The sequence below is a fragment of the Oleomonas cavernae genome (assembly GCF_003590945.1).
Lineage (GTDB): Bacteria > Pseudomonadota > Alphaproteobacteria > Zavarziniales > Zavarziniaceae > Zavarzinia > Zavarzinia cavernae.
Window position 1 is genome coordinate 2,446,161 of sequence record NZ_QYUK01000011.1, and the last position, 24,073, is coordinate 2,470,233.

General features: G+C 67.5%; 23 protein-coding genes and 1 pseudogene. 2 read left to right on the plus strand and 22 right to left on the minus strand.

What is annotated here, in order from left to right:
- Nucleotides 1-161: 161 nt before the first annotated feature.
- The 3 genes and pseudogenes from D3874_RS30445 to D3874_RS15595 all read right to left on the minus strand — a co-directional run.
- A pseudogene (locus D3874_RS30445) lies at nucleotides 162-1,733 on the minus strand (integrin alpha); the annotation flags it as partial.
- A complete protein-coding gene (locus D3874_RS15590) occupies nucleotides 1,667-5,689 on the minus strand; it encodes a beta strand repeat-containing protein (RefSeq protein WP_158596052.1) in 4,023 nt (1,340 codons plus the stop codon). The gene D3874_RS15590 and the pseudogene D3874_RS30445, both read right to left, overlap by 67 nt.
- 182 nt (nucleotides 5,690-5,871) lie before the next feature.
- Entirely contained in the window at nucleotides 5,872-6,798 is a 927-nt protein-coding gene (locus tag D3874_RS15595; protein WP_158596053.1) for a LysR family transcriptional regulator, read from the minus strand.
- A 128-nt stretch (nucleotides 6,799-6,926) separates the two neighbouring features.
- On the opposite strand from D3874_RS15595, the gene D3874_RS15600 reads away from it, so the two are divergent.
- Nucleotides 6,927-7,184, plus strand: a complete 258-nt coding sequence (locus D3874_RS15600) for a type II toxin-antitoxin system Phd/YefM family antitoxin (protein WP_119778898.1) — start codon at nucleotides 6,927-6,929, stop codon at nucleotides 7,182-7,184.
- A gap of 5 nt (nucleotides 7,185-7,189) precedes the next feature.
- Nucleotides 7,190-7,603, plus strand: coding sequence for a type II toxin-antitoxin system VapC family toxin (locus D3874_RS15605; protein WP_158596054.1), 414 nt, complete (start codon nucleotides 7,190-7,192; stop codon nucleotides 7,601-7,603).
- Nucleotides 7,604-7,682: 79 nt separating this feature from the next.
- Here the strand turns inward: D3874_RS15605 and D3874_RS15610 are convergent, their stop codons facing one another.
- From D3874_RS15610 to D3874_RS15685, 19 genes are all read right to left on the minus strand, one after another.
- Nucleotides 7,683-7,985 (minus strand): SCP2 sterol-binding domain-containing protein, encoded by a 303-nt coding sequence (locus D3874_RS15610; protein WP_119778900.1) that lies wholly within the window; start codon nucleotides 7,983-7,985, stop codon nucleotides 7,683-7,685.
- 54 nt (nucleotides 7,986-8,039) lie between these two features.
- Nucleotides 8,040-8,219: an SDR family oxidoreductase gene (locus tag D3874_RS31240; RefSeq protein ID WP_199699085.1), complete on the minus strand. Its 180-nt coding sequence runs from the start codon at nucleotides 8,217-8,219 to the stop codon at nucleotides 8,040-8,042.
- Nucleotides 8,204-8,821 carry an SDR family NAD(P)-dependent oxidoreductase gene (locus D3874_RS15615; protein WP_199699086.1) on the minus strand — a complete coding sequence of 206 codons (618 nt, stop codon included), beginning with the start codon at nucleotides 8,819-8,821 and terminating at the stop codon, nucleotides 8,204-8,206. The genes D3874_RS31240 and D3874_RS15615 overlap by 16 nt, the downstream gene beginning before the upstream one ends.
- A 14-nt stretch (nucleotides 8,822-8,835) precedes the next feature.
- Nucleotides 8,836-9,765, minus strand: coding sequence for an acyl-CoA dehydrogenase family protein (locus D3874_RS15620; protein WP_233560218.1), 930 nt, complete (start codon nucleotides 9,763-9,765; stop codon nucleotides 8,836-8,838).
- Nucleotides 9,648-10,016 (minus strand): acyl-CoA dehydrogenase family protein, encoded by a 369-nt coding sequence (locus D3874_RS30450; protein ID WP_233559965.1) that lies wholly within the window; start codon nucleotides 10,014-10,016, stop codon nucleotides 9,648-9,650. The genes D3874_RS15620 and D3874_RS30450 overlap by 118 nt, the downstream gene beginning before the upstream one ends.
- Nucleotides 10,013-11,161, minus strand: coding sequence for an acyl-CoA dehydrogenase family protein (locus tag D3874_RS15625; protein WP_199699088.1), 1,149 nt, complete (start codon nucleotides 11,159-11,161; stop codon nucleotides 10,013-10,015). The genes D3874_RS30450 and D3874_RS15625 overlap by 4 nt, the downstream gene beginning before the upstream one ends.
- Before the next feature lie 146 nt (nucleotides 11,162-11,307).
- On the minus strand, nucleotides 11,308-12,207 hold the full coding sequence (locus D3874_RS15630; RefSeq protein WP_119778902.1) for an SDR family oxidoreductase: 900 nt from the start codon (nucleotides 12,205-12,207) through the stop codon (nucleotides 11,308-11,310).
- A 1-nt stretch (nucleotide 12,208) separates the two neighbouring features.
- Nucleotides 12,209-13,363 (minus strand): acetyl-CoA C-acetyltransferase, encoded by a 1,155-nt coding sequence (locus tag D3874_RS15635; RefSeq protein WP_119778903.1) that lies wholly within the window; start codon nucleotides 13,361-13,363, stop codon nucleotides 12,209-12,211.
- A 17-nt stretch (nucleotides 13,364-13,380) separates the two neighbouring features.
- Complete coding sequence (locus D3874_RS15640; RefSeq protein ID WP_119778904.1) at nucleotides 13,381-14,418, minus strand: acyl-CoA dehydrogenase family protein; 1,038 nt, start codon at nucleotides 14,416-14,418, stop codon at nucleotides 13,381-13,383.
- A 202-nt stretch (nucleotides 14,419-14,620) separates the two neighbouring features.
- Nucleotides 14,621-15,781 (minus strand): acyl-CoA dehydrogenase, encoded by a 1,161-nt coding sequence (locus D3874_RS15645; RefSeq protein ID WP_119778905.1) that lies wholly within the window; start codon nucleotides 15,779-15,781, stop codon nucleotides 14,621-14,623.
- A 4-nt stretch (nucleotides 15,782-15,785) separates the two neighbouring features.
- The gene (locus tag D3874_RS15650) at nucleotides 15,786-16,535 is read right to left on the minus strand and encodes an enoyl-CoA hydratase family protein (protein ID WP_119778906.1); all 750 of its coding nucleotides are present in this window, start codon (nucleotides 16,533-16,535) and stop codon (nucleotides 15,786-15,788) included.
- Between the two features lie 9 nt (nucleotides 16,536-16,544).
- Nucleotides 16,545-17,630 (minus strand): NAD(P)H-dependent flavin oxidoreductase, encoded by a 1,086-nt coding sequence (locus D3874_RS15655; protein WP_119778907.1) that lies wholly within the window; start codon nucleotides 17,628-17,630, stop codon nucleotides 16,545-16,547.
- Between the two features lie 106 nt (nucleotides 17,631-17,736).
- The gene (locus D3874_RS15660) at nucleotides 17,737-18,642 is read right to left on the minus strand and encodes an enoyl-CoA hydratase (protein WP_119778908.1); all 906 of its coding nucleotides are present in this window, start codon (nucleotides 18,640-18,642) and stop codon (nucleotides 17,737-17,739) included.
- A complete protein-coding gene (locus D3874_RS15665) occupies nucleotides 18,639-19,436 on the minus strand; it encodes a CoA-transferase subunit beta (RefSeq protein WP_119778909.1) in 798 nt (265 codons plus the stop codon). Before D3874_RS15665 ends, D3874_RS15660 begins: the two co-directional genes overlap by 4 nt.
- 12 nt (nucleotides 19,437-19,448) lie before the next feature.
- Nucleotides 19,449-19,721: a hypothetical protein gene (locus D3874_RS29380; RefSeq protein WP_199699089.1), complete on the minus strand. Its 273-nt coding sequence runs from the start codon at nucleotides 19,719-19,721 to the stop codon at nucleotides 19,449-19,451.
- Nucleotides 19,709-20,329, minus strand: a complete 621-nt coding sequence (locus tag D3874_RS15670) for a CoA transferase subunit A (RefSeq protein WP_199699090.1) — start codon at nucleotides 20,327-20,329, stop codon at nucleotides 19,709-19,711. The genes D3874_RS29380 and D3874_RS15670 overlap by 13 nt, the downstream gene beginning before the upstream one ends.
- Nucleotides 20,330-20,366: 37 nt before the next feature.
- Nucleotides 20,367-21,908, minus strand: a complete 1,542-nt coding sequence (locus D3874_RS15675) for a FadD3 family acyl-CoA ligase (protein WP_119778910.1) — start codon at nucleotides 21,906-21,908, stop codon at nucleotides 20,367-20,369.
- 24 nt (nucleotides 21,909-21,932) lie between these two features.
- Nucleotides 21,933-23,123, minus strand: coding sequence for an amidohydrolase family protein (locus tag D3874_RS15680; protein WP_119782323.1), 1,191 nt, complete (start codon nucleotides 23,121-23,123; stop codon nucleotides 21,933-21,935).
- 143 nt (nucleotides 23,124-23,266) lie between these two features.
- Nucleotides 23,267-24,064, minus strand: coding sequence for an SDR family NAD(P)-dependent oxidoreductase (locus D3874_RS15685; RefSeq protein WP_119778911.1), 798 nt, complete (start codon nucleotides 24,062-24,064; stop codon nucleotides 23,267-23,269).
- Between the last annotated feature and the right edge of the window lie 9 nt (nucleotides 24,065-24,073).

Genomic DNA, 24,073 nt, shown 5'->3' on the forward strand with positions numbered 1-24,073 from the left:
GCCGTTGATGTCGCCCCGGAGGTGATGCTGCGGCCGGCAAGGTCGCCGTATTCGCCCTGGATGATGAAGCCTTCGGACGCGGTCAGCGCGGCCAAGTCGATCACCTGGCGGCCGCCGACATCGACGCCGAAACCGTCGGCGGTGCCGAAGATCACATAGGCCTCGCCCGCGATGTTGCCGCCGTCGTCGCCGGCCGGGGCGCCTACGATCAGGTCGCCGTAACCGTCGCCGTTCACGTCGCCGGCCGTGGAGACGGCGCGGCCGGCCCCGTCGAAGTCCGCATCGCCCTGGATGATGAAGCCCTGCGCCGCGCTCAGCGTGGTCAGGTCGATCACTTGGCGGCCGCCGACATCGGTGCCGAAGCCCGCGGTGGTGCCGAAGATCACATAGGCCTCGCCGGCGCCGTTGCCGCCGTCATCGCCGTTGGTGGCGCCGACGATAAGGTCGGTGATGCCGTCGCCGTTCACGTCGCCGGCCGAGGAGACCCGACGGCCGGTATCGTCGCCCGCCGTGTCGCCCTGGATGACGAAGCCCTGGGCAGCACTCAGCGTGGTCAGGTCGATCACCTGGCGGCCGCCGACATCGGTGCCGAAGGTGCCGGCGCCGCCGAAGAGCACATAGGCCTCGCCCGCATCGGTGCCGCCGTCGTCACCCTTGCGGGCGCCGACGATGAGGTCGTCGAAACCGTCGCCGTTGATGTCGCCGGCCGAGGCGACGCTCTCGCCCGCGTAATCGACCGCGCTGTCACCCTGGATGATGAAGCCCTGGGCCGCGCTCAGGCTGGTGAGGTCCAGCACCTGGCGGCCGCTGACGTTGATGCCGAAGCCCGCGGTGGTGCCGAAGACCACATAGGCCTCGCCCGCGTTGAAGCCGCCGTCATCGCCCACATGGGCACCGACGATCAGGTCGGTGATGCCGTCACCATTGATGTCGCCGGCCGAGGCGACGCTGAAGCCGGCCTGGTCGCCCGCCGTATCGCCCTGGACGATGAAGCCCTGGGCCGCCGAGAGCGTGGCGAAGTTGATCACCTGGCGGCCGCCGACCGCGGTGCCGAAGGTCCCGGCGGTGCCGAAGACGACATAGGCAGCACCCGCGTCGGCGCCGCCGTCATCGACATTGACTCCACCGACGACAAGGTCGTCCAGGCCGTCGCCATTGATGTCGCCGCCCGACGAGACGCTCCAGCCGGCGCCGTCCGAGGTGGCGGCACCCAGCATGACGAAGCCCTGAGCCGCGGACAGGGTGGCGGTGTCGACCACCTGGCGGCCGCCCACATCGGTGCCAAAGCCGCTGCCCGAGCCGAACACCACAAAGGCCTCGCCCGCCGAGGGGGCAACGGTGCTGTTCCTGAAGGCGCCGACGATCATGTCGGTGAAGCCGTCGCCGTTCACGTCGCCCGCGATCGCCGCACTGTAACCGGTGTCATTGTCCGGCCCGTCGCCGCGGATGACGAAGCCCCGGGCCGCCGACAGCGTGACGACATCAATCACCTGGCGGTCGAAGCCGCCGGCATTCACTGTCGCACCGAAGGTGGGCACGGTCTGGATGCCCGAGGTGTCGACCTCCGCATCGATCAGCAGGGTGGCGGCGCCGTTGACGAAGCGGTTGACCAATTCGCCTTCCAGCAGGACCTGGCCGGCCGCCAGCCAGCCGGTATCGCTGGTGGTCACGGCATCGTCGGCATCGCCCTTGATGCGCAGCTCGCCATCGGGCGCTGCGGCGGCTTCGGCCACGTCGACCTCGAGCGTGCCGGCCCCCCGCCGCTGAGGTCATAGGGATCGGCCGGTGTGACACCGGTCACCGTGAACTCGGTGTCGACCGCCAGGACCACCTTGCCGTCGATTTCATAAAGATCGTAGTCGATGCCGCCGAAGGAGACGGTGCTGGTCGCGGCGCCGAAGCCGGTCAGGGCCAGGGTATCGTCGGATTCGCCGCGGACGATCAGGACATTGTCGTTGGTCGTGCCCAGCACGTTCTGGTTCGACGCCTCGAAGCCCAGCACGTCCAGCGCATCCATGGTCAGGGTGCGGGCGCCGCCGTTGTTGGTCATCTCGATGACCTCGATGCCCTTGATCATGACATCGTCGAGCTGGGTCAAGTCCAGGTCGGCCAGGGTCTTCAGCGTGTCGCTGCCGGTGCCGCCGTCGACCCGGAAGAAGCTGCCGATGCCGATATCGATGAAGTCGTTGCCGGCACCGCCCAGGAAGACGTCGGCACCGCCGGTCAGCGTGTCGCCACCGATGGCGCTGTCACCCAGGATATCGTCGCCGCCGCCGCCGATGAAGCGCTCGGACGCCGTCGTGCCCGACAGGGAATTGGCGCCGCCGTCACCCACGATCTGCGGCAGGTCGAAGCCGGCCGGCCCGCCGAAGATCACATAGCCCTCGCCCGCATCCTCGGCGCCGTCATCACCGTCGGGCGCGCCGACGATGATATCGGCAAAGCCGTCGCCATTGATGTCGCCGGCCGCCGAGACACTGTGCCCGGCATAGTCATAAGCTTCGTCGCCCTGGATGACGAAGCCTTCGGCCGCCGACAGCGTGGTCAGGTCCACCACCTGGCGGCCGCCCACGTCCACGCCGAAGCCCGCGGTCGTGCCGAACAAGACATAGGCTTCGCCGGCATAGGTGCCGCCGTCTTCGCCGCGGGCGCTGACGATCAGGTCGCCGATGCCGTCGCCATTGATATCGCCGGCGGCAGAGACGCTGTAGCCCGCATAGTCGAGGGCCGCGTCGCCCTGGATGATGAACCCTTCAGCCGCGGAGAGCGTGGTCAGATCGAGCACCTGCCGGCCGCCCACGTCCGTGCCGAAGCCGGCGGTCGTGCCGAATACCACATAGGCCTCGCCCGCCAGGTCGCCGCCGTCGTCGCCCAGGAGAGCGCCGACGACCAGGTCCGCGAGCCCGTCGCCGTTGATGTCGCCCGCCGACGACACGCTGTAGCCGGTAGCATCGCCCGCCGCGTCGCCCTGGATGATGAAGCCCTCCGCCGCGCTGAGCGTCGTCAGGCCGAGCACCTGGCGGCCGCCCACGTCGCTGCCGAAGCCGGCCCCCGTGCCGAACAGCACATAGGCCTCGCCCGAACCGGTGCCGCCGTCGTCGCCGGCGGGGGTACCGATGATGAGGTCATCATAGCCGTCGCCGTTCACGTCGCCCGCCGACGAGACGCGCTCCCCCGACCGGTCCCCCGCGGCATCGCCTGTGACGATGAAGCCCTGGGCGGCGGACAGCGTGGTCAAGTCGATCACCTGCCGGCCGCCGACGTCCACGCCGAAGCTGCCGGTGGTGCCGAACAGGACAAAGGTCTGGCCGGGCGCGGAGATCCCGCCGGGCGCCCCGACGATCAGGTCCATCAGGCCGTCACCGTTGACGTCGCCGGCGGACGAGACGCTGTAGCCGGTGCTGTCGGCCCCCAGGTCGCCCTGGATGACGAAGCCCTGGGCGGCCGAGAGGCCGGTCAGGTCGATCACTTGGCGGCCGCCGACATCGCTACCGAAGGTGCCGGCGCCGCCGAATAGCACATAGGCCTCGCCCGCGTCGGCGCCGCCGTCGTCGCCCCGCGGCGCGCCGACGATCAGGTCGTCGTAGCCGTCGCCGTTGACGTCGCCGGCGGATGAAACGCTCCAACCGGCGAAATCCGTATTGGCGTCGCCTTGGATGACGAAGCCCTGGGCGGCCGAGAGGGTATCGAGGTCGATCACCTGGCGCCCGCCCACATCCACGCCAAAGCCGCTGTTCGTCCCGAACACGACATAGGCGGCACCCGCCAGGTCACCGCCGTCGTCGTTGGCACGCGCGCCGACGATCAGGTCACCGTAGCCGTCGCCGTTGATATCGCCGGCGGACGAGACGCTGTAGCCGGCCGCGTCATTGGGTGCATCGCCCTGAATAATGAAACCGCGATCCCCGGGCAGGCTGGTGAGGTCGATCACCTGGCGCCCGGCGACGTCGGCCCCGAAGACGGGCACGGTCTGAATGCCCGAGGTATCCACCACCGCATCGACGAGCAGGGTGGCGGTGCCGTTGACGAAGCGGTTGACCAGCACGCCGTCCAGCAGCACCTGGCCGCCCGCCACCCAGTTGGCATCGCTGGTGGTCACGGCGTCGTCGGCATCGCCCTGGATGCGCAACTCGCCGTTGGGCGCAGCGCCGGCCGTCGCCGCGTCGACATCCAGCGCCTCCGCCCCGCCGCCGCGCAGATCATAGTCGACGATTAAAAGCTGGATGCCCGTGGTGTCCACGCCGACATCGACCAGCAGGGTGGTGCCGTCCTTCTCGAAGCGGGTGACGTCGACGCCGCCCACCGTCTCGGTGCCCACCAGGATCCAGTCGGCATCGCTGGAGGCGACACTGTCGCCCGCGTCGCCGCGGATGCGGATCGTCCCGCCGGTGAAGCCGGCGCCGTCAGCGGAATCCAGGGTCAGGGCATTGTTGCCCTGGGTGCGCAGGTCGACCTGTTCCATCCCGCCGATGGCGGCGAGCGCGCTGAGGTCCAGTGCCTCGCCGTTCTGGGCGACGATCAGGCTGTCGATGCCGATGCCGCCCTGGGCGGTATCGCCGGCCGCGGCATGGATCAGGTCGTCGCCGCCCGCGCCGGTCAGCACGTTGGCGCCGGCATTGCCCAGGATCGTGTTGGCGATCTCGTTGCCGGTCAGGTCGATGTCGTCGGTCCCCTGCGCGTTCAGGGTCTCGATCGACGCACCTGCCGCCAGTGTATAGGTGACGGTGCTGGCCAGCGTGTCGTTGCCCTGGCCCGAAGCCTCGACCACGCTATCGGCTGCATCGTCGACATTATAGAAATCGTCGCCGGCGCCGCCGGTCATGCTGTCGACCCCGGCATCGCCGTAGAGAATGTCGTTGCCGGTACCGCCCACCAGGGTGTCGTTGCCGTCGCGGCCGAACAGGATGTCGTCGCCCGCGGCACCGTTCAGGGTGTTGGCATCGCTGTTGCCGAACAGGCGGTTGTTCAGGGTGTTGCCGGTCAGGTTGATCGCGCCGCCGCCGGTGGCCGCGACCACCCGCTCGACCTCGCTGCCCGAGCTCAAGGTCCAGTTGGCGGCCGAGACGGTGGCAACGTCATTGGTGCCGCCGCCCACCGCTTCCTTCACCACGTCGCCGGCATCGTCCACGACATAGGCATCGTCGCCGTCGCCGCCCGTCATGGTGTCGGCGCCCGTGCCGCCGTCCAGCCGGTCGTCGCCCGCATCGCCGGAGAGCCGGTCGCTGTCGGCGCCGCCGAACAGGCGATCGTTGCCGTCGCGGCCATAGAGCATGTCCTGGCCGGCCTCGCCCTTCAGCGTATTGACGGCGTCGTTGCCATAGATCGAATTGGCGAATTCGTTGCCGGTCAGGCTGATCGCGGCCGTGCCGCCCACCACCAGGCGTTCCACCTCGGCACCGGCGGTCAAGATCCAGTTGATGCTGGCGGTGACGCTGTCGGCGCCTTCGCCGGCCAGTTCGTGGACCGCGTCCACGCTGTGATCGACCGCATAGGTATCGTCGCCGGCCCCGCCGGACATGGCATCGGCACCCGTGCCGCCGTCGAGGTGATCGGCGCCCAACCCGCCGGTCAGCGTGTCGTTGCCATCCTTGCCATAGAGCTGATCGTTGCCTTCAAGGCCGTCGATCTGATCCGCCGCAGCGCCACCCACCAGACGGTCGTCGCCCGTCGTGCCCGAAATTACTGTCACGATCGCCTCCGTATGCGGGCGGCCGTGTTATGCGCCACCCCTCAGCCGGCGAGAAGGTTAACCATGATGCTGCAGCCGATACACCTGAAGAGATTGAGAAATTGCCTCCGGTTTGGAATCAAACCAAACCGCCACCGTCCAAGGAAATTGCATCAGGGGGCAATTGTTCTCACGCCATCGGCTCACTCGAAATCCTGCCATTCGGCGGGCAGGACGAAGCGCTGGGGCCGCTGCTGCATCTTCTCGAAGCGCTGGGTCAGGAAGTTGAGCAGGAGCTGGACCTTCAGGGACAGGTTCTGCTTGTGACCATAGACGACCCAGACGTCGCGGTCGTAGAAGGTCCAGTCCTCGTCCAGCGCGACCAGTTGCCCGGTGCGCAGCTCCTTGCGCACGAAGACCACGGGCAACTGTGCCAGCCCCAGGCCGCAGCGGGCGGCGGCGAGGATGCCGGAGCCGTCGTCGCACTTCCAGGTGCCGTTGACCCGCACCTTCATGGTGCCGCCGGCCGAGTTGAACTGCCAGTAACCCGTGCGGTTGGTCAGGCAGTTGTGTTCCTTCAGGTCGGCCAGGTTCTTGGGCCGGCCATGCTTCTTGAAATAGGCGGGGGTCGCACACAGGCAGAAGGACTGGTGGCCGATCGGCCGGGCGTAGAGGCTCGAATCCTCCTGCTGGCCATAGCGGATGATGACGTCATAGGAATCGCCCACCAGGTCGCTGTCGGTCAGCGAGGTGACGACCTCGACGGTCAGCTTGTCGTAGGTCGAGGCAAATTCGGCGACCGAGGTCGCCATGAATTCGACGCCGTAGGTATTGTTCAAGGCGATGCGCAGCAGGCCGGTGGGCTTCTCCTGCATTTCCGAGACCTGGCCCTGGGCCCGGGTGAAGGCGTCGGCCATCTCGCGGCAATGGCGGTAGAACACCTCGCCCTCGGGCGTCAGCGAGACCTGTCTCGTTGTGCGTTGCAGCAAACGGACGCCCAGGCGATTCTCGAGGTCGGTGACCTGTTTCGAAATGAAGGACTTCGACACGCCCAGCACATCCGCCGCGCGCGTGAACGAGCCGATTTCGACCACATGCACGAATTCATGCACGCCGTCCCAAGGGGTCATTGGCGTGTCCTCCCGCCCCCCTGATAGCCGGGACGGATCACGCGCGCCACATCCAAACGGACGGGCAACCTCTTGCGAGAAGGCAACGGACATACTAGACTGGTCTGGACCAGATGAGGAAATGCACGATGTGGTCGGTACAAGATGCCAAATCCAAGCTGTCGGAAGTGCTTCGGCTGGCTCGGTCCGGCAAGCCGCAGGTCATCGGCACGCAGGATCCGTGCGTGGTAATCTCGGCCGCGGCCTACAGCCAGGACCTCGAGGGGGTTCATCTAGGGCAATTCCTGGTCGATAGCGCGCCCAAGGGCATCGCCATGGATCTGCCGTCGCGCAAATCGCGCCGGGGTGATCCTTTCGCCACTGACGACGACACGGCGGCGGCATGACAGGCATGCTGGTCGATACCAATGTGGTATCCGAACTCGTCAGGCCCAGGCCATCGCCCAGCGTGGTCGCGTATCTGCGCAACCAAACGGATCTGTGGCTCAGCGTCATCAGCCTGCACGAATTGACCTACGGTGCCGAGCGCGCGCCCGACCCGGTGCAACGTTCGAAACTGCTGGTTTGGACAGCCCAGATCAGCGCCCGCTTCGGCCCGCGCATCATCGATCTCGATCGCCACCTGGCGGAGGCTGCAGGCCGGTTGCGAGCGGCGGCAGATGCGCAAGGCAGACCGGCCGATCCGCTGGATGCGCTGATCGCCGCCACGGCGATCTCCCGTGGGCTGGCGGTTGCCACTCGCAACACCAAGGACTTCGAGGTCTTCGGCGTGACGTTGCACAACCCCTGGCAGCCCGGCGCCTGACCTCGGATCAAAGCCCAAGAAAAAAGGCCGCCACGGAAACCGCGGCGGCCTTCAATCGGACGCTTCAGGCGTCAGGCGATCACTTGAAGATCGTCTGCAGCTTCATGGCGACGCCCATGTTGCCCTCGACCTTGAGCTTGCCCATCATGAAGGCGGTGGTCGGGTTGAGCTTGCCATCGCCCAGGGCGACGAAGTCGTCCTTGGCGATCTTGATGGTGCAGTCGGCCGGCTTGTCTTCGTTCGACACGGTGTTCGGGGTCGACTTGCCATCGACGTAGACGATGCCTTCGCCCTTGAAGTCGAACTTGACGCTCGCGCCGAGGCCCGAGTTGTCGCCGACGCGGGTCTTCATCTGCTCAGTGATTTCTTCCAAAGTAGCCATTGTCTCTCTCCTCCACAGAACGACGCTTGGGGTTATGACGTTTGACGGGCTTCGTCAAGCGCGCTGACTAGAAACTGCCACCACTTCGCCCGTCATGTAAGTGGCGTATTCGCTAGCTAAAAACACGATCACATTGGCTATTTCCCAGGTCTCGGCCGCTCGACCATAAGCTTCACGCGACGTCAACTGGGTCAGCAACTCGTCGCTGGTGACCCGGTTCAGGAACTCGTGCATCGCCAGACTGGGGAAACCGCATTGATGCGAACGCCGTACTCGGCCGCTTCTACCGCAGCGCAGCGTGTGAGCGCCATGACCCCGGCCTTCGCCGCCGCATAGTGTGACTGCAACTTCTGTGCCCGCCAGCCGAGCACGGAAGCATTGTTGACGATGATGCCGGCCTTGCGCTCCATCATGTGCGGCAGCATCGCGCGCATCATGCGGAAGGTGCCGGTCAAGGTGACGTCCATGACGATATTCCACTGCTCGTCGGTCATCTCGACCAGGGGGGCGGAGCCGCCCAGCCCGGCATTGTTGACCAGGACATCGACATGGCCCATCTGCTCGACCGCGGCGGCGACCAGGGCGCGGACTTGATCCTCCTTGGTGACGTTGCACAGATGCGAGAAGGCTTTGACGCCGGTTTCCGCCTCGATCTTGGCGACCGCCTCGCCCAGGCGGCGTTCGTGCACGTCTGAAATGAAGATCGCCGCACCTTCCTCGGCGCAGCGCTTGGCGGTGGAAAAGCCGATGCCGGTGCCCGCGGCAGCCGTGATCAGCACGGTCTTGCCCTTGAGCAGGCCGTGGGCGGGCGGATAGGCGGGAGGTGGCACGGCCATGATCTCAAATACCTTCAGCCGCGCGCTTCCCGGGGCATCCCCAGGGCGCGTTCGGCGATGATGTTGCGCTGGATTTCATTGGTCCCGGCATAGATCGTGTCGGACCTGGTGAACAGGAACAATTGCTGCAGGGGCGTCAGGGCGTAATCCCCCGCGTCCGCGATTTCCGCCTCCGGCCCCAGCACGTCCATGGCGAGCTTGCCCAGATCGCGATGCCAGGTCGCCCAATAGAGCTTGGAGACATAGGCCTCGCGCGGGAGTTCCGGCTTGTCTGCTTGCGAGAGCATGCGCAGAGCGTTTGCCCGCATGATCTGGAGGCCGATCCAGGCCTCCGCCAGGCGCTGGCGGATCAGGGGATCGCGCGCCTTGCCGTTGCGCCTGGCGATGGCGATCACCTGCGCCAGTTGATTGTGGAAGGCCATCTGCTGGCCCAGCGTCGAGGCGCCGCGCTCGAAGGCGAGCGTGCCCATGGCGACCTTCCAGCCTTCGCCAGGCTGGCCGACGATGTTTTCCGCCGCGGTTTCCGCCCCGTCGAAGAAGACTTCGTTGAATTCGCTGGTGCCCGTCATCTGCTGGATCGGGCGCACGGTGATGCCTTTCTGGCGCATGGGCACCAGCAGGTAGGAGAGGCCACGATGCTGCTGGCTGCCCTCCTCCGTCCGGGCAATGACGAAGCACCAGTCGGAGACATGGGCCAGCGAGGTCCAGACCTTCTGGCCGTCGATCACCCAGCGGTCGCCGACCAGGCGCGCACGGGTGCGGACATTGGCCAGGTCGGAACCGGCATTGGGTTCCGAATAGCCCTGGCACCACAGTTCGTCGCCTTTCAGGATCGGCGGCAGGAACCGCTGCTTCTGTGTCTCCGTCCCGAAGGCGATGATGGTCGGGCCGGCCAGGCCCTCGCCGATATGGCCGACGCGGCCGGGCCGCCGGCACGGGCATATTCCTCGTAGAAGATCACCTGGTGGGACAGGGGCGCGCCGCGCCCGCCCGCCGCCTGGGGCCAGCCCACGCCGGTCCAGCCGGCGGCGCCTAAATGCTTTTCCCATTCGCAGCGCAGGTCGAAATAGGCGTGCTCGTCGCCCGGCCCGCCCCGATTTTTCAGGACCTCGAAGCGACCGGTGAGGTTATCGGCCATCCAGCCGGCGATCTGCGCGCGGAATTTCTCGTCGTCGGCACTGAAGGCGAGTTTCATTGCGCCGCCTCCGCCAGATCGTCGAGGCCGATCAGGCGTGCGACCCGTTCGCGGTGATAGGCGGGATCGCCCAGCGCCTGCTCCAGCGCGCGGGCATTCTTGAAATAGAGGTGGACGTCGTATTCCCAGGTGAAGCCGACGCCGCCGTGAAGCTGGATCGCCATGGCCGCGCACTCGAAATAGGCCCGGCCGCACCAGGCCTTGGCCGCCGAGGCCGCCCGCGACAAGGCTTGGCGGTCGCCGTTGTGCCCGGTCTCGTCCGCCACGCAGGCCGCCCAGAAGGCTGCGGAGCGGGATGTCTCGACCGCCACCAGCATGTCGGCCGCCTGGTGCTTCACCGCCTGGAAGCTGGCGACCGGCCGGCCGAACTGCACCCGGCCCTTGGTATAGTCGACGGTCATCTCCAGGCAGCGTTCCGCCGCCCCCACCGCCCAGGCCGCCAGCATCGCCGCCGCCCGGTCCAGCGCCAGAGCCAGCGCCGCCGACGCCTCGCCCAGGCAGGCATCGGCGGACAAGCGCAGGTCGTCGAATTGCAACTCGCCCAGGCGGCGGGTCTGGTCCATGGTCGGCAGGGCGCGGCGGACGAGACCGGCGGCATCACCCTCGACGCCGAACAGGCTGACCACGCCGTCGCCCGATGTCGCGGCCACCAGGATCAGATCGGCCCGTGCCCCGTCGGGGACATGGCGCAGGGTGCCGGAGAGGATGTAATCCTCGCCATCGCGCGTGTATTCGACCTGGCCTTGCGCATTGGGGCCGGCCAGGGTGGCGGTCAATTCACCCGCCGCGATCCGCTCCAGATAGCGGTCCGTCCCCAGCGCCAGCAGGGCATTGGCCGCCAGCACCACCGTCGCCTCGAAGGGCGAGGGATAGAGTGCGCGGCCCATCTCCTCCATCAGGATCGCCAGTTCGACGAAGCCGAGGCCCGACCCGCCCTGTTCTTCCGGCACGATCAACCCGGCCCAGCCCATCTCCGCCGCGGCCACGCGCCACAGGCCGGCATCGAAGCCGGTGTCGCTCGCCATGTCCCGACGCACCGCCGCCATCGGCACATGCTGGGATAGCCAGCCACGTGCCGCCTCGCGGATCAGAACCTGGTCGTCGGTCGGCGCGAAATTCACCGTGTTCCAAGCCTCTCTTGTCAAAAGCCCTCTCCTCCCCCGGAGGAGAGGGTTGGGTGAGGAGGTGGCCGGCATAGAGCTCCCCCGGCCCCGCGACCACCTCACCCTTCCCATCGCTGCGCGACGGGCCCCTTCCCTCTCCCCCGCCTGCGGCGGAGAGGGATTATCGTTTAGGTCCCGTAGACCTTCTGCGCCGGGACTTCGCGGGCGAGCAGGCCGTCTACCGCCGCGCCCACTTCCGCGGGGTCCCAGCGGGCGCCCTTGTCGACGACCGGGCCTTCGCGCCAGCCGTCGGCGATGGAGATCCTGCCGCCGGCGACCTCGAACACCTTACCCGTTACATGGGCCGAGTGCGCCGAGCCCAGCCAGACCACGAGCGGCGCCACGTTTTCAGGCGCGTTCGCGTCGAAGCCCTGCTCCGGCTTGGCCATCGCCGCGGCGAAGGCTTCCTCCGTCATGCGGGTACGCGCCGCCGGGGCCAGGGCGTTGGCGGTGATGCCGTAGCGGCGCAGCTCCGCCGCCTGGACCAGGGTGAGCGAGGCGATGCCGCCCTTGGCCGCGGAGTAGACCGATTGTGCGATCGAGCCTTGCAGGCCGGCGCCCGAGGAGGTGTTGATGATGCGGGCATCGACCGGCGCACCCGCCTTCTGGCGTTCGCGCCAGAACCGGCAGGCATGGTTGGAGACGCAGAAATGGCCGCGCAGGTGGACGCGGATCACCGCGTCCCATTCCTCCACCGTTGCATTGACGAACATGCGATCGCGCAGGAAGCCGGCGTTGTTTACCACCACGTCCAGGCCGCCGAAGGCCTCGATCGCGGTGTTGACGATGCGACCGGCACCGTCCCAATCGGCGACATCGTCGTAGTTGGCGACCGCCTGGCCGCCCAGGGCCCGGATCTCGTCCACCAGGGCATCGGCCGCTTCCGAGCCGCCGCCGGTGCCATCGCGGGAAACCCCCAGGTCGTTGACCACCACCTGGGCACCCTGGCGGGCGAATTCCAGCGCATATTCACGGCCCAAGCCGCGGGCGCCCCCGGTAACGACGACGATACGGTTTTCGCAGATCATCTCAGTTCAGGCGCTCGATGATGGTGACATTAGCCTGGCCGCCGCCTTCGCACATGGTCTGCAACCCGTAACGCGCCCCGTTGCGCTCCATGGTGTTGAGCAGGGTGGTCATCAGCCGGCAGCCGGTGGCGCCCAGGGGATGGCCCAGCGCGATGGCGCCGCCGTGGACGTTCACCTTCTCGTGGGGGCAGCCGGTTTCCTTCATCCAGGCCAGGACGACGCTGGCGAAGGCCTCGTTGATCTCGACCAGGTCGATATCGCCGATGGTCATGCCGGCCTTTTTCAGGGCATAGGCAGTGGCCGGAATCGGCGCGGTCAACATCCACACCGGATCGGCGCCGCGCACGCTCATGTGATGGATGCGGGCGCGGGGCTTGAGGTTGTGTTCCTTCACCGCCCGTTCCGAGGCGATCAGGACCGCGGCGGCGCCGTCGGAGATCTGCGACGAGACACCGGCGTGGAGCCGGCCGCCGGGCGTCAAGGTCTTCAGGGTCGCCATTTTTTCCAGGCTGGTGTCGGGACGCGCCGTCTCGTCGCGGGCGAAGTCGCCCACGGGCGCGATCTCGCCGTCGAACAGGCCGGCTGTGATGGCAGCGGCGGCGCGCTGGTGCGAGGTCAGGGCAAAGCGCTCCATTTCCTCGCGGCTGCACTGCCACTTCTCGGCGATCATCTCGGCGGCGCGGAACTGGCTGATCTCCTCGCCCGGATAGCGCTTCTGCCAGCCGACGGACGTCGAGAACGGATCGGTATAGCCATAGCGGTCGGCCACCAGCATGGCGGCGGAAATCGGGATCTGGCTCATGTTCTGGACGCCGGCGGCGACCACCAGGTCCTGGGTGCCGCTCATCACCCCTTGCGCCGCAAAATGCACCGCCTGCTGGGACGAGCCGCATTGCCGATCCACGGTGGTGCCGGGCACCTCCTCAGGCAGGCCGGCGGCCAGCCAGCAGGTACGGGCGATGTCGCCTGCCTGGGGCCCGATGGTGTCGAGACAGCCCATGACCACGTCTTCCACGGCCGCCGGGTCGATGCCGGTGCGGTCCATCAGCGCGCTCAGCACATGGGCGCCAATATCGGCGGGGTGCATCTTGGACAGGCTGCCGTTGCGGCGCCCGACCGGCGTGCGGACGGCATCGATGATATAAGCCTCGGCCATGGTACGTTTCCTCAGATCTACTTGGGGCCAAAAGTGGCATCGGCACCGGTCGGCGCATCGTCCGAAAGGACCAGATGCTGAAGGCGGCTAACGTGAAAGTGCCGGTCGCCCCAGACCCCGGCCAGGGCCCAGGCGCGTTTCATGAAGAAGTGCAGGTCGACCTCGTAGGTATAGCCCATGGCGCCGAACACCTGGATCGCCGTGCGCGCGGCCGCTGCCGCGGCGTCGATCGCCGCGATCCGGCCGTGGGCGATGTCGCGCGCCGCCCGGGGCAGGCCCTGGGCGAGCGAAAAGGCCGCCTTGTAGACCGGCGCCTTGGCGAATTCGATCGCCACCTGGACGCTGGCCAGATGATGCTTTACCGCCTGGAACGAGCCGATCGGCTTGCCGAACTGGCTGCGCGTGCGGGCATAGTCCGCCGCCAGCTCGACCATGGCCTGGGCCAGGCCCAGCGCCTGGGCGGAGGCGCAGAGCGCGCCATGGTCCAGCAGGTCGTCAAGTCCCTCGCCCAGCAAGGTCGTATTGTCGGGCGCCCACGCGACCGCCGCGATGTGCCGCAGGGGATCGACGCTGACCTCCTGCGTTAGCGTGACTTTACCGCGCGGCACCAGGTGCAGGGCATCGTCCCGGCCCAGCAGCAGCCAATCGGCATCGGCGGCATCGGCGACGTATGGATCGGCCGGATGCCCCACCGCCACCGTCACCGTGCCCGCCGCGATGCCCTCCAGGACGGCGGCGACCTCCGGCCGATGGGTAAAGCGCGCCAGCAGGGGCACGACGATGCCGATCTGGTCGATCAGCGGTTCGGGCAGCGCGGCCCGCCCCGCTTCCTCGGCGATCAGCACGAGATCAACCAGGGTGAGGCCCAGGCCCCCTTGGGCTTCCGGCACGGTCAGGCCGGTCAGGCCCAGTTCGGCCAGCTTGCCCCAGCGGGCCGCGGAACGCCCCTCGCCCGCCGCCAGGGTGCGGACATCGGCGGGGGTGCATTCCGCCGCGAGGAAGTCGCGGACGGTGTCGCGGAACAGCAACTGGTCGGCGGTGAAGGCGAAATTCATGGCGTACTCCCCGAGCCTCTCAGCTTGGTAGCCCTCTCCGCCCTTCAGGGGGAGAGGGTGGGGTGAGGTGGGTGGACGGCGTAGGGCGAGGCCTGGCCCCGCGACCACCTCACCCTTCCCATCGCTGGCGCGATGGGCCCCTTCCCTCTCCCCCGCAAGCGGCGGAGAGGGAGAGCGGGCAGCGGTGTCGGCGGGGGCTCGATCATCGTGGCAGCTTCAGCAGGCGTTCGGCGATGACGTTGCGCTGGATCTCGTTGGTGCCGGCATAGATCGGCCCGGCCAGCGAGAACAGGAAGCCTTTCAGCCAGCGCGTCGCCTCGTCCGGGTCGTCGACACCGTTGGCCAGCAATTCGGCGCGGGCGCCCAGGATCGACAGGGCGGTCTCGTGCATCGAGCGGTCGAGTTCGGACCAGAAGATCTTGTTGAGGCTCGCTTCCTGGCCGATCTTGCCGCCGGCCATCAGGCGGCTGGCGGTCATGTAGGTGTTGAGGCAATAGGCCTCCGCGTCCATCCAGGCCTTCAGCACCGCCTCGCCCACCGCGGGCGAGACTTTCGCCTGGTGCCGGCGATAGAGCGTGACCAGGCGCTTCGCCGTTTCCTGGAACCGCGCGGGCGAGCGCAGCATCAGGCCGCGCTCGAAGCCGGCCGTCGCCATGGCGATATTCCAGCCTTCGCCCTCGCCGCCTAAGCGATTTTCCACCGGCACGCGGACATCGTCGAAGAACAGTTCGGCAAAGCCCGGCTCGCCGTCGAGCTGCGGGATCGGGCGCCTTGTGATGCCCGGCGTATCGAGCGGCAGCAGGATGAAGCTCATGCCGTGATGGCGCTCGGAATTGGGATCGGTGCGGAACAGGCCGAAGCACCAGTCGGCGAAAGCCGCCCTGGTCGACCAGGTTTTCTGGCCGTTGATGACGTAATGATCGCCGTCGCGCACCGCCTTGGTGCGGATCGCCGCCATGTCGCTGCCCGCACCCGGTTCCGACCAGCCCTGCGCCCAGATATCCTCGCCCGCCGCCATGCGCGGCAGGAAGCGCGCCTTCTGCTCCGGCGTGCCGTATTCCATCAGGGTCGGGCCCAGCAGGAAGATGCCGTTCTGGTTCACCCGGCCGGGCGCGCCGGCGCGGTAGTATTCCTCCTCGAAGATCAGCCATTCGATCAGGTTGGCGCCGCGCCCGCCCAGGATCTCCGGCCAGGTGATCATGGCATAGCGGCCCTCGTTCAAGGTCCGCTCCCAGGCCCGATGCTCCTCGAAGCCTTCGCGCGTGTCGTAGGATTTGAGCTTGTGCGCCGGCACGTTCGCCGCCATCCAGGCCCGGACGTCCGCCCGGAAGGCCTGCTGGCCCGGCGTATAGGTCAGGTCCATGGCCTTACCCGAACTTGGCGTCGCGCTTCTCGACGAAAGCGTCGCGCGCTTCCTGGCTGTCGGGCGACGTATAGAGTTCCAGGGTGAAGCCCTGCTCGAAGCGGTAGTTGCGCTCGATATCCACGGGCTCGATGCCGTTCAGGGCTTCCTTGGCCAGGCGCAGGGCCTTGGGGCTCTTGCCCGCGATCTTGGCGGCGAGCGCCCAGGCGGCCTCGACCAGCTTGTCGCGCGGCACCACCTCCTCGATCGCGCCCCATTTCGCCATCTCGGCCGCGGTGATCGATTCGCCGGTGTAGAACAGGCGGCGCACCTTCTGCAGCGGCAGCATGCGCAGGAAATGGGAGGCGCCGCCCATGGCGCCGCGGTCGATCTCAGGCAGGCCGAAATAGCTGTCTTCCGACGCGATGATGATATCGGCCGCGCCCGACAGGCCGATGCCACCGCCCAGCACGAAGCCGTGGGTTGCCGCGATCACCGGCACCTTGCAGCGGTGCACCGCCTCGAAGCTCTCGTAGCAGCCCTTGTTGACGGCGACGATCTTGCTGCCATCCTTGGCCAGTTCCTTGATGTCGACGCCGGCGCAGAAACCGCGGCCTTCGGCCCGCAGGATGAGGACGCTGACGCCTGCATCCTCGCCGGCGGCGCGGATGGTCCGGGCCAGATTGAACCAGCCGGTCGAGTTGAAGGCGTTGACCGGCGGCTGGTTCATCACGATCTCGGCGACGCGGTTCGTGACGGTGTAGGTGAATTCCATGGGGTTACCTCACTGGGCCGCGGCGACGGCGCGCGCGCCTGGATTCAATGCCGCCAGGCGGGCTTCGGCCTGGGCGATGATGCTGTCGATCACTTCCGCTGCGCTGGGCAGGTCGCGGATCAGGCCGGCGACCTGGCCCGAGGGCAGCACGCCCTCGCTAGGGTGGCCCTCGACCATGGAGCGCTGGATCAGCATGGGCGAATTGGCCGCCATCATGGTCTCGGTCAGGGTCAGCTTGTTGGCGCGGGCATTGGCCAGCGCCGATTTCAGCATCTCGACGATCCCCAGGCCCGCATGCTTGCGGAAGGCGAGGCCTGATTTCAGCGCGGTGATCAGGCGCGAGAGCGGCCCGGCCTGTTCCAGCCGCCCCAGGGTCTCGTTCAGGATCATGCGCATGGGCGCGCCGTCGACCCGGGTCGAGACGATGATATTGGTGACCTCGCTGGTGAGGTATCGCTCCAGCGTGGCACGGGGCACCGGGCTGTCGCTGGTCATCAGGAAACGGGTGCCCATGGCGATGCCCGCCGCCCCATAGGCCAGGGCCGCGACCAGGCCGCGCCCATCGCGGAAGCCGCCGGCGGCCACCACCGGCACCTTCACCGCGTCCAGCACCTGGGGCACCAGCAGGGAGGTGGGGACCGAGCCGGTGTGCCCGCCGCCCTCGCCACCCTGCACGGTGACCATGTCGGCGCCCATTTTCACCGCCGCCACGGCATGTTTCACCGCACCGACGGTCGGGATGCAGACGAGGCCCGCATCCTTGAGCTTGGAGACCAGCGCCGCCGAGGGCGAGCGGGAATAAGAGACGGCCCGCAGGCCGTGCTTGATCGCCATGTCCAGCATGTGGTCGGCGCCGGGCAGGAACATGTGCAGGTTCAGGCCGAAGGGCTTGTCGGTCAGCGCCTTGACCTTGAGGATTTCCTCTTCGATCTGCTCGGCCGGGATCACCGCCCCGGCCAGGAAGCCGAAACCGCCCGCGTTGCAGGTCGCGGCGACCAGCTTCGGCGTCGCGACCCAGCCCATGGCGGTTTGCAGGATCGGGTAGGTGCAGCCGAGGCGCTCGGTGAGCGGGGTGGAGAGCGCGGGATGGGTCATGCGCGTCTCCCCCTGTCGTCATCCCGGCGAAGGCCGGGATCCATTGCGACATCGCGCGCTGGCCCAGAATGGATCCCGGCCTGCGCCGGGATGACGAGGGAGCTTGTCATTCCGCCCCCTCCGCCGCTTTCTTCTGCGACTTGGCCATGGCCTTGCCGTCGTAGCCGGCCAGCGTGTCGCCCTGGACGAGCTGGTTGTGGGCGTGGGCGAAGTGGTGATAGCCGAAGGCGTTGTCCATGCCGGCGCGCTTGCCCTGGAGATCCTCGATGTGGTTGACCACCTGCTTGGCCAGGGCCAGGCCCATGCGCGGCATCGCCGCGATGCGCTTGGCGATGCCATAGGTCTCCTCTTCGAGCGAGGCGCGGGGCACCACGCGGTTGACCATGCCCATCTGATAGGCGCGCTCGGCCGACATGCGCTCGCCCAGGAACAGAAACTCCTTGGCGATGCGGGCGTTCAGTTCGTGGACATGGGCGAAGTATTCGACGCCGGGGATGCCCATGCGCACCACCGGATCGGCGAAGAAGGCATCGTCGGCGGCGACGATCAGGTCGCAGACCCAGGCCAGCATCAGGCCGCCGGCGACGCAGGCGCCCTGGACCATCGCGATGGTCGGCTTGGGGATGTCGCGCCAGCGCCGGCACATGCCGAGATACACTTCCTGCTCGCGCACGAACAGTTTCTCGCCGCCCTCGCGCTCGACATGGTCCCACCACAGATGCACGCGGTCGAACGTCTTGTTGATGTCGCGGCCGGGCGTGCCGATGTCGTGGCCGGCGGAGAAATGCTTGCCCGCCCCGGCCAGCACGATGACCTTCACCGCGTCGTCGTCCGCCGCCTTGCGGAAGGCGGCGTCGAGCGCGTAGGTCATCTGGCTGTTCTGGACATTGTTGAAGCGCACCCGGTCCATGGTCAGGGTGGCGACGCCATCCTCGACCTTGTAATGCACCGGTTCTTGCGTTTCGTAGACGATCTCGACCGGGTCGCGGCCGCTGGCTGCCTTGTCGCTCATGCCGCTTCCCTCCGGTCGCCGGGCGGGTCGTCCTTGAAGGCCGTCGCGCGGATATTATGGGGATCCAGGACCGTGCGGATCACCTCGAGCTGTTCTGCCGTGGGTGCCGGGGTCTGGGTCGCCGTCGCCTTGCCTTCGAGCGGGAAGCCGGTGGCGGCCTGGACCTGCTCGAAGCTGATGCCGGGATGCAGGTGGCGAACCCGGATCGCCTTGTTTGTCCCTAGGAAGTCTAGCACGGCCAGGTCGGTCACGATCAGGCGCAGATCGAGGAAACGGTCGGAACGGCCGTCCGTGAAGCGGGCGGCGTTGTGGCCGACCCCCGACACCATGTCGACCTCGCCCTCGACGAAGACGCGGGTCGAATGATTGGGCACGAACATCGAATTGATGTGGTTGGCGGTGTTGCCGGGAATGCCGCGCACGCCCAGCAGCATGGCCTTGGGCTTTTTCGCGTCCTTGCCGACGAAGCTGATGTTCTGCTGGCCATAGCGGTCGATCTGCACCGGCCCGGTCATGGCATGGCGGTGGCCGCGGTAGACGACGTCGAAGACGCGGGCATAGGGCATCCAGCCTTCGGCCTTGGGTACGTAGCCACCACGCTTGCCCACCGGCACCGGCTCCTCGACCAGGTAGGCCTCGCCATCAGTCATCATCAATTCGGGCGCGAAGGTCGCCTTGGCGAGGCTTGCACCCAAGCGCGGGATCAGGCCGATGCCGGACGCCAGCACTTCGCCATTGCCGCGCCAGGCCTCGGCCGCAGCGGTGATGCACAGTTCTGCGAGGGTATAGGTCATGTCCGTTCTCCCTCAGAACACCGGCAGGGGCAGCGTGGCCAGCTTCTCAGCGCCACCGGCCGCGGCCAGGTAGTCGTCGTGGCTGATGCCGTCGATGAAGCGGGCGCGCCAGGCGGCGAAACCGCCTTCGACATTGGCGGCCTCGTTGTAATCCTTCAGGTGCTTCAGGTCGAAGCCGTAGTCCGGGCCGCTCGACGTCGGGTGGGCGCCGAAGGGTACGTGGGCGACGCCGGTGATGCAGCTCCGCTCGACCAGGGAATGGCGCAAGGGGCTCAGGCCGCCCAACGCGGCCGTGCTGACCAGCCGGTCAGTGGTGACATAGGCCTTGTCGGCGGCGCGGCAGAACCATTCGTCGAAGAAGGGATCGGGGCCGTCACGATGGTGTTGCCCAGCTTGTCGGCGGCGTTCACGTGGACGATGGCGGCGTCGAGGGTCAGGGCCGGCACGGCGATCAGCAGTTCACCGTCGTCATAGGGGGAGCGGACGGTCTTCAAGTCCGGATGCAGGCGCTCGACATCGCTGCCGATGCCCGCCCGGCTGGGCAGGAAGGGCAGGCGCATAGCGGCGGCGCGCAGGCCCCATTGCAGCATGCCCTCGTCGATTTCGAAGGTCTCGAACGCACCCGCCTGGCGGGCGCTGCGGAAATGATTGTCGAGCGGGATCGAGTCGAGCGTGACGAAGCCGAAGACCAGCTTCCTGATCTTGCCCGCCGCGGCCAGCAGGCCGACATCGGGGCCGCCGTAGGAGACCACGGTCAGGTCCGTGATGTCGGTGCGCAGGATCTCGCGCACCACGGCCATGGGCTTGCGCCGGGCGCCCCAGCCGCCGACGCCTAAGGTCATGCCGCTGCGCAGGTTCGCGACGATGTCGGCAACGCTCAACCGCTTGTCCATACCTTGCTCCCACACCCTGCCGGTTGAACGGCCAAGGTTACCGCAACATGAATTTCTGGACCTTGCCGCTGGCATTCAGCGGCAGGCTGTCCCGCACCTCGACGAAGCGCGGCGCCTTGTAGTTCGCCATGTTCGCCCGGCACCAGGTGATGAATTCCGCCGCGTCGATCGCCGCCCCCTTGGCCGGCACCAGGATCGCCTTGGCAACCTCGCCCATGCGGGCGTCGGGCACGCCGATGACGGCGGCCTGGGCGACATCGCGCCGGCTGAGGATGATGTTCTCGATCTCGGCGGGATAGCAGTTGAAGCCGCCGACGATGAACATGTCCTTCTTGCGATCGGTGATCTTGAGGTAGCCGCGTTCGTCGACCACGCCGACATCGCCGGTGTGCAGCCAACCTTGCGAATCGATCGCCTCGCGCGTGGCCGCTTCGTTCTCGAAGTAACCGGCCATGACATTGAAGCCGCGCACCACCACCTCGCCCGCGGTGCCGGCGGGAACCGGATGGCCCGCCTCGTCGATACAGGCCAGCTCGATCCCGGGGATCGGCCGGCCGCAGGTATTGGCAATGGTCTGCGGGCTGTCATCGCGCACGCACATGGTCACCACCGGCGCCTCGGTCAGGCCATAGGCGGTCAGCACGGTCTCGAACTTCAGCTCGCTGAACATCCGCTCGATCAGCTCGACCGGCACTACCGCAGCCCCAGTCACGGCCAGGCGCAGGGACGAGAGATCGCGGGTGCGGAAGCTGCCCTCGCCCAGGATCGACTGGTAGAGGGTGGGGGCGCCGGGCAGCACACTGACCCTGTCGATCTCGATCCGGGTGAGAATCCGGCCGACCTCGAACACCGGTTCGGGCAGGCAGGTGCAGCCGGCGATCAGGCAGGCCAGCCAGCCGGCCTTGTAACCGAAGGAGTGGAAGAAGGGATTGACCACCAGGTAGCGGTCGTCGGGTGCCAGGCCGACCACGCCGGCCCAGGTCTCGACCGTCGCCACGTTCTGGGCATGGGTGGAGACCACGCCCTTGGGCAGGCCCGTGGTGCCCGAGGTGAAGAGCATGTCGGACGGGTCTTGCGGCCGCACCGCCTCGTAGCGGGCCTCGGCCGTGCCCTCGTCCACCATCTCGGCCCCGCCCAGGAAATCGGCCCAGGAGAGATCGGCGCCGACCTCCCCGCGCAGGATGACGATGCGCTCCAGGTCCGGCACATCCTCGCCCGCCAGCATCGCGGGGTAGTCGAAATCGAGGAAGCCGCGCACGGCGAACAGCAGGCGGGCGCGGCTGGCGCGCAGGATCTGCGCCGCTTCCTTGCCCTTGAAGCGGGTGTTCAGCGGCACCATCACCCCGCCGACCGATTGCAGGCCGACGGTAGCGACGATCCATTCCGCCATGTTGGGCGCCCAGATGGCGACCCGGTCGCCCGGCTCGATCCCAGCAGCGATGAAGGCACGCGCGGCGGTGCGGCGGGCCGTCTCGAGCGCCGCGAAGCTCAAGACTGCGCCGCCGTCCTCGATCGCCGCGCGCTCGGGCCAGCGAGCCGCCGCGGCGATGACGCAGCCGGGTATGGTTGTGCCGGCCATGGCCGTCACCCTCTCACGCGCACCTCATTCCGCCGCTTGCCGGGTGGCCAGCCACTGCTTCTGCGGGCCGATCTTGGCAGCGATCTTGTTGAGCGCGGGCAGGTCCAGATCGTAGACGTCGGCTGCCGACTTCCAGAAGATCTGCTCCAGATCCGCTTCCGGCAAGCCGCCTAAGCTGTCCAGCATCTTGGCCTGGGTCTTGGGCCAGCAGCCTTCCGGATGCGGGTAGTCCGAGCCCCAGATGACCCGGCTAAGGCCCAGTTCCTGGCAGGCGATGGTGGTGTCGCGGTCGGCCAGGGCCGAGGCCACGACCCACATATTGCGGTTGAAATAGCCCGACGGCGGCATGGTCAGCTTGGCGCGGAAATCGCCCAGCTTGCCGCTCGTATGTTTCACGCTGGCCCGGATGTCCATCATCTTGATCATCCAGGTAAACCAGAACTCGCTGCCTTCGGTGTAGATGACCTTGAGCCTGGGGAAGCGCTCGAACACTTCGCCGAAGATCATCTGCCACATCGAGCGGGTCATCCAGAACGGGTATTCCATCAGGAAGGTCCCAATCGCGCCCGGCACCGGCGCCATCGGCGGGGCAGCACCCGAATGGAAGTGGATGCCCATGTTCAGGTCCTCGCAGACCGCCCACACCGGATCGTACTTGGGGTGGTTGTAGGGATCGAAGCCATCGGTCATGCAGGGGAACATGACGCCCTTCAAGCCGCTCTTGTGCGCCCACTTGATCTCGGCAACCGCCTTGTCGATGTCGAAGACGACCGGGATCACGGCCAGGCCGATGCGGCGCAGCGGCGACATGGCGACGAAATCGACCATCCAGCGGTTGTGGGCATGGGCGCCCGCCCACAGCAGTTCGGGGTCGGCGCCCAGGCAGCGCAGGCCGACATCGGCGCCGAAGGGCGGGGCATTGCGCTCGGTGATGCCGTCGGGGAACAGGACCTCGGCGGCGACGCCGTCACCGTCCAGCACCTTGTCGCGGATCACGCTGTCCCAGACGCCGTAGATGTCGTTGCCGCAGGCGGCGCGCCAGTTTTCGTTGAATTCCCTGACCAGCAGCTTTTCTTCCATCATCGCCCGGAAGGCGATTTCCTTGGGCAGACGCTCGTCGAATTCGGCGTGGTACTTGGCTTCGAGATAATCCCGATACCCTTCCGGCGGCAGACCCGCATGGCCATCGCCCGAAATCACCAGATACCGGTCCATCTCGTCCTCCATATCGTTGCACCGCCGCACTTCGGCGGCTTGCTCATGCCCTAGACCCTAAGCCCTTGGCCGGCCATGCAGAAGGCCCGGGGCACGAATTCTCCGTTCACGCTCGCGAACAATCCGGAAAGGGAAATCCGCAGTTACATCGCCTGGGCATAGGTGATGTGCATCGGCACCGTCAGGCCGCCGTCTACCACGATTTCCGTGCCCGTGATCATGGCGGCCCGCTCCGAGGCCAGGAACAGGATCGCCTCGGCGATCTCCCGCGCTTCGATCAGCCTGCCCAGGGGCACGTCCCTGGACATGCCGGCGACCAGCGCCTCGCGCCCGCCGAACATTTCCGCCACCGGGTCCAGGATCGGCGTGTCGACATAGCCGGGGATGACCGTGTTGCAGCGGATGGACGGCCGGAACAGGGCCCCCGACAGGGCCACGGACTTGGAGATCATGCGCACCGCGGCCTTGGTCGTGTTGTAGACCAGGCTGGCCGCGTGGGCGTGAACCCCCTGGACCGACGAGATGTTGACGATGGCGCCGCCCCGCCCGGTCTCGGCGATCGCCAGCATCCCGTGCTTGCAGCCGAGGAAGGTGCCGGTCTGGTTGATGCCGACGACGCGGTTCCAATCTTCGAGATCGGTGATGGCGACGCTGGAGGTGTGAGCGACGCCGGCGGCATTCACCACCACGTCCAGCCCGCCGAAGGCGCCCTTCGTCGCCTCGATCGCGGCGACCCAGCCGGGCTCGCTCGCCACGTCGAGCACGACCGCTATGGTCCGTTCCCCCAAGGCGTCGGCCCGGCGCTTTGCGAGGGATTCGTTGATGTCGGCGATGACGGCCGCACCGCCGCGGGCAACGAAGGCCTGCGCTGTCGCAAAGCCGATGCCGGAGGCCCCGCCGGTGACGAGCGCGACCCGGCCGGCGAAATCCTGCTCGCTCATCGTTCTTCC